Here is a 4,720-nt window from a genome sequence, read left to right as displayed (position 1 = left end):
ATCAGGATATTCTAAACTCATGTTTTATAATTTTATCTATAGATCCATAATTAATTATTCATGATTAATGGAGAATTGACAATTATTAATTAATATTAATCGATTAAATTAATCCATTTATTGTGAAAAGGACTATTTTGAACACTTTAAAATTCTTCCCAATAATTTAGAATTGTTTTAATAATATTTAAAAACTATCTTTTAAGTTATACTTAAGTATAAAATAAATTTAAAATTACTATATCAGTAAATACTGAGTTAAACCTATATTTCATTTTTATAATTCTTACTATATATTGCTTTTAGAACTTTACACAATCTTTATATTAAAAATGATAAATTGAATTTAAAAGAAGGTATATTGAAGATATAAATAGTTTTATCATCATAAAATCATTTGCTAATTAGATTAAAAACTTTAATCCTCCACTTCAAAAATGCGAACCTATGTTTTACTCTCACTTTAACTTAGTGAAAATATCATTTAGTTCTATCTGTAGTTCTATTTTATTCCCTTTGCATTACCCAAAACTTCGCCACGCACATATTTCTGCTTATAGTTCTATGAAAAGATTTATCGATGTTTTAGGTGCTATAGTGGGTTTATTTATTACCACATTAGTTTTTGTTCCTATTGCCATTGCTATAAAATTTGACAGTCGAGGACCAATTTTATATAGTCAAACTCGTTGTGGATTACTAGGAAAACCATTTCGCATCTGGAAATTTCGTTCCATGTATTCTGATGCAGAACAAAAAAAACACTTAGTAGAAAATCAAGCCAAAGGTCATATTTTTAAAAATGAGCAAGATCCTCGTATTACAAGAGTAGGAAGATTTTTGCGTAAAACTAGCTTAGATGAATTTCCGCAATTTTGGAATGTCTTAATAGGTGACATGAGTATAGTGGGTACTCGTCCTCCAACCCTAGATGAAGTGGAAAATTATAATGAACGTCATTGGTTGAGATTAAGAGTTAAACCAGGTATTACGGGAGAGTGGCAGGTAAACGGTAGATCTTTAGTAAATGATTTTGAGGAAATTGTCTCCTTCGATTTAGAATACCAAAAAAAATGGTCTATTTATTATGACTTAAATTTAATCTTTAAAACTATCAAAGTCGTTTTTCACTGTAAAGGTGCACAATAAAATAAGTGCCCACCGAAAATAACTAATTTTTGATAATTAATTGAAGATTGCTATTCTGATTACGATATGATAAATAAGAACCTTTTGGTGTGAATGTTCATAGTAATCTAAAATAGTATGACTAATTTAAGTAATCGTAAACAAAATTTTTTCGATCAAGTCGGTAATATACTTAAAACCTTGATTATTCTCCTCATGCTATCAGGATTAGCGAATGTCGTCATCCAAGAGAAAAAAACCCAGTTAAAGAAAGCTAGTCAACATCTAATTTCTAGTATATATGGTAGTCCACCATTAGTAATGGAAGGTGGAAATCCTTATATTCGAGCATTAATGCGTACTATTAGTGCCAGTGAATCTAATTATCTTAATCCTTATCACGTCATTTATAGCGGTAAATATGTCAAGGATTTGAGTAAACATCCGAATCAATGTATTACTATCGTCGATGGACCAAATCAAGGAAAATGTACTACTGCATCAGGTAGATACCAATTTTTAAATACCACTTGGGAAGAAAAAGCGACACAATATCATCCCCATCCGTCAAAATTTTTGCTATGGAAAGACTATAGTTTTGAAGCACAATATCAAGATCAAGTATTGTATAATTGGCTTACGGATTCAAAAGCATGGAATGAAGATATAACTAAACTATTAGAAACAGGAAAAATTGATCAAGTTTTAGAATTATTGTCACCGACATGGACAAGTTTAGGATACGGTATTGAAAATAACTCCATGACGAAACATTTACCCCAAATTTATCAAAAGTTACTAAAAGAAGAATTAAAAAACAATGAAAAATGAGGAATTTAGTTAACCTGAGTTCTAACCAATGTCCAAATCGTTATTAATATAATTATTAGAAAAAATCCACCGCTTCCACTGCGTCTTCCCACTCCAAAACAGAAATTTTTGGTTCAACTTTGAAAACGCCCTGCCACCTATTCCTTCGGCATGGCTGCAAAAACAGCATCCCCGTCAATAGTAACAATTATGTCACCATTTTCTTTAATCCAATATCCTCTTAAAAAAGGAGCTAAATCTGGGGTAACTGCTGAGGCAGGGGGAGAATGTAGCTCACTGGTATCGCATAGCTCAATATCGTTAACCTCACTGATAATTAATCCTACTAAATCTCCCGAAGTTCTATTTTTACGATCTTGACTGCTAGGATGAATAACTACCGCTTTATGATTAGAGGCAACCACTGATTGTTGATACCAAGGCGTAAATCCTAATAATTGTCCTAAATCTATCATCCACACAATTTCTCCTCGCCAATTATAAACCCCAATCACCCATGAAGGCATCTCTGGAATCGGTATAATTTGTCCAAAGGGTATTTTTAATACCGCCGCAATTTCTGACAATGAAATCATTAGGTTAGTATCAGGTAAAAGAACAAATCTTAAAAATTGTTGTCTCTGAGATTCTTTAGTCTTTTTAGTGTTAGAGAAAGATAATATTTGTTCACTCATAACGGCATCAATAAGAAGTAAGCAGGATTGTGGGTAATTTTAATTAATTTTATCAGTTTAAGGTGGATTAATGGTTATGAGCAATTCGATCGCCTCGCAATCAATTGACGAGGAAACCAATAGCTTTAGAATTGAGAATTGAGAATTGAGAATGACTAATGAATAGCTAATGATGACAAAAAAAGGGCAAAGGGCAAAGGTAAATTTCCCATGACTAATGACTTTTGACCAATGACTTTTGACCAATAACTAATAACCAATGACCAATGATTAATGACCAATGATCAATGACTAATTGTTTAAAAATATTATTTAATTAGCTTTTTCACTGTAGAAAAAAACTCATCTTTATCAACTGGTTTAGGGATATAAGCATCAGCACCTTGTTTCATCCCCCAAAATTTATCCATTTCACTACCTTTGGTTGAACAAATAATAACTGGTACTTTTGCCGTTGTGGCACCAGCTTTTATTTCTCTACAAATTTCAAAGCCACTTTTGCCGGGTAAAACTACATCAAGGATAATTAAATCAGGAATAACATCTGTTAGTTTATCTAAGGCTTCTTCTCCACTTTCTGCTGTGGTAACAGTAATACCTAATTCCTGCAAATACCCTAGTAATATTTTTCTTTCTGTGGAAGAATCATCTACAATCAAAGCGTTTCCCATAAATTTAACCTCTTTCAATTATTTATAATTTATTTTTTATGTTTTGTCAGTAATAGTAATGATATAACAATCTTTGTTAAGATACTGATAATCGAAGATGTTTACGAATAGTTTCTAAGACTAAAGCAGTATCTACTGGTTTACTTATGAAATCCGATGATCCTACCATTTTCGCCCTAACTCGATCTACTAAACCATCATTCCCTGTCAAAATAACGATAGGTGTATGTTTGAAAAAGGTTAATTTTCTTAGTTGACTACAAATTTCATAACCGTTAGCATTGGGCATGATTAAGTCTAAAAAAATTAAATCTGGTTTCTTTGATAATAAAATGGCGATCGCTCTTAAAGCATCATTAATGCCAATAAAGTTATAACCGGCACTGGTGATAATTTTTTCCATCGTTTGACAGATAAGAGGACTATCATCAACACAAGCAATAGTAATCTTTTGATTATTTAAAATCTCATCATCAACACTACGAATCGGCAATTTTGGCGGTTCAATATCAGATATTTCGATCAAACGTACTAAACCCCTTTGAACATAGGGTAATAAAGAACGAGTGACGGTGACGACATCCTTTTTCATTCTCACCGATAAATCTCTGAGAGTTTGTTGCCCATCAAGTAATTGACTGAGAGTTTGATATATTTGGGGATTAGTTTGTTGTTCTAATTCTTGAGGTTGGGTAATAATCGGAGCCATATCTGGGGAGCGATCGGCAATTTTTGCAGACTGCCACGCTTGCCACCCTTTTTGTGCTTCAATAATAACTTGTTCTGCGTCTATTAATACCAATCGAGTGGAGAAAGGTAAATTTTTATCTGGTTTGAGTTCGCAAGTAACCTGCATGGCTTGAGTAACATCAAACAAGACTTCAATAATATTTTGACGGATCATTTTCGCAGCTTGTTCGAGGGTAACTTTTTGTTGTTCTACCCAAAAACAAAGTAATTCATATTCCCAACAATTATTATGATCATCCAATTCTAAGCGATCAACATCCCCCTGAATCGCTCCCATATGAGATTGAATATGAGGTAAATAAGCGATAAGATTACGTCGCCATCGTCTGACAGAGTGATTTCCTCCAGTGGCATAGACTAATCTACCCAAATAGAGATAAAATACCCATTTAGTTTGTCTTGGACCTGTCAGCAAAAGTTCACCACTAAAACGAGGTTGTTTCAGATTTTCAAAAAAACCTGTTTGTTTTATGGCTGTAAACTCTTTAAAGGGGATAGGATTAGACGTGTTTTCGTTAGAAGTCATTGATTCCTACTCAATTAATATATACTGACAAATCGATCTGATACTTACAGATTATCATAATTTTCAGAATAAGGGAATAAATAAACTAGATTTAATCGGAAAATATAGCAGTCCTACATAGGTTGTGGTAAATTAAATAT

5 protein-coding genes are annotated in these 4,720 nt (G+C 32.4%); 2 read left to right on the top strand and 3 right to left on the bottom strand.

Translation table 11 applies throughout. From position 1 onward, the window contains the following. The first annotated feature begins 564 nt into the window (after positions 1–564). Together FWJ34_RS18320 and FWJ34_RS18315 are read left to right on the top strand one after the other, a co-directional pair. A complete protein-coding gene (locus tag FWJ34_RS18320) occupies positions 565–1,149 on the top strand; it encodes a sugar transferase (protein ID WP_308256773.1) in 585 nt (194 codons plus the stop codon). A 117-nt stretch (positions 1,150–1,266) separates the two neighbouring features. Continuing rightward, positions 1,267–1,959, top strand: coding sequence for a glycoside hydrolase family protein (locus FWJ34_RS18315; RefSeq protein WP_308256772.1), 693 nt, complete (start codon positions 1,267–1,269; stop codon positions 1,957–1,959). Positions 1,960–2,096: 137 nt separating this feature from the next. Here FWJ34_RS18315 and FWJ34_RS18310 read toward each other — a convergent pair whose 3' ends face one another. The 3 genes from FWJ34_RS18310 to FWJ34_RS18300 all read right to left on the bottom strand — a co-directional run bounded on the left by FWJ34_RS18310 (position 2,097) and on the right by FWJ34_RS18300 (position 4,580). Continuing rightward, positions 2,097–2,633, bottom strand: coding sequence for a chemotaxis protein CheW (locus FWJ34_RS18310; protein ID WP_308256771.1), 537 nt, complete (start codon positions 2,631–2,633; stop codon positions 2,097–2,099). Positions 2,634–2,941: 308 nt separating this feature from the next. Then, the gene (locus tag FWJ34_RS18305) at positions 2,942–3,304 is read right to left on the bottom strand and encodes a response regulator (protein WP_308256770.1); all 363 of its coding nucleotides are present in this window, start codon (positions 3,302–3,304) and stop codon (positions 2,942–2,944) included. Between the two features lie 76 nt (positions 3,305–3,380). Beyond that, positions 3,381–4,580, bottom strand: coding sequence for a response regulator (locus FWJ34_RS18300; protein ID WP_308256769.1), 1,200 nt, complete (start codon positions 4,578–4,580; stop codon positions 3,381–3,383). Positions 4,581–4,720 lie beyond the last annotated feature (140 nt).

This window comes from Geminocystis sp. GBBB08, from assembly GCF_016743215.1.
In the GTDB taxonomy this organism is placed as follows: Bacteria; Cyanobacteriota; Cyanobacteriia; order Cyanobacteriales; family Cyanobacteriaceae; genus Geminocystis.
Note: the sequence above shows the minus strand (reverse complement) of the source record. Positions and strands in the feature narration are given on the sequence as shown.

Coding starts and splice junctions, on each gene's coding strand:
- FWJ34_RS18300 (WP_308256769.1), bottom strand. CDS start 4,580: ATGACTTCTAACGAAAACACGTCTAATCCTATCCCCTTTAAAGAGTTT.
- FWJ34_RS18315 (WP_308256772.1), top strand. CDS start 1,267: ATGACTAATTTAAGTAATCGTAAACAAAATTTTTTCGATCAAGTCGGT.
- FWJ34_RS18320 (WP_308256773.1), top strand. CDS start 565: ATGAAAAGATTTATCGATGTTTTAGGTGCTATAGTGGGTTTATTTATT.
- FWJ34_RS18305 (WP_308256770.1), bottom strand. CDS start 3,304: ATGGGAAACGCTTTGATTGTAGATGATTCTTCCACAGAAAGAAAAATA.
- FWJ34_RS18310 (WP_308256771.1), bottom strand. CDS start 2,633: ATGAGTGAACAAATATTATCTTTCTCTAACACTAAAAAGACTAAAGAA.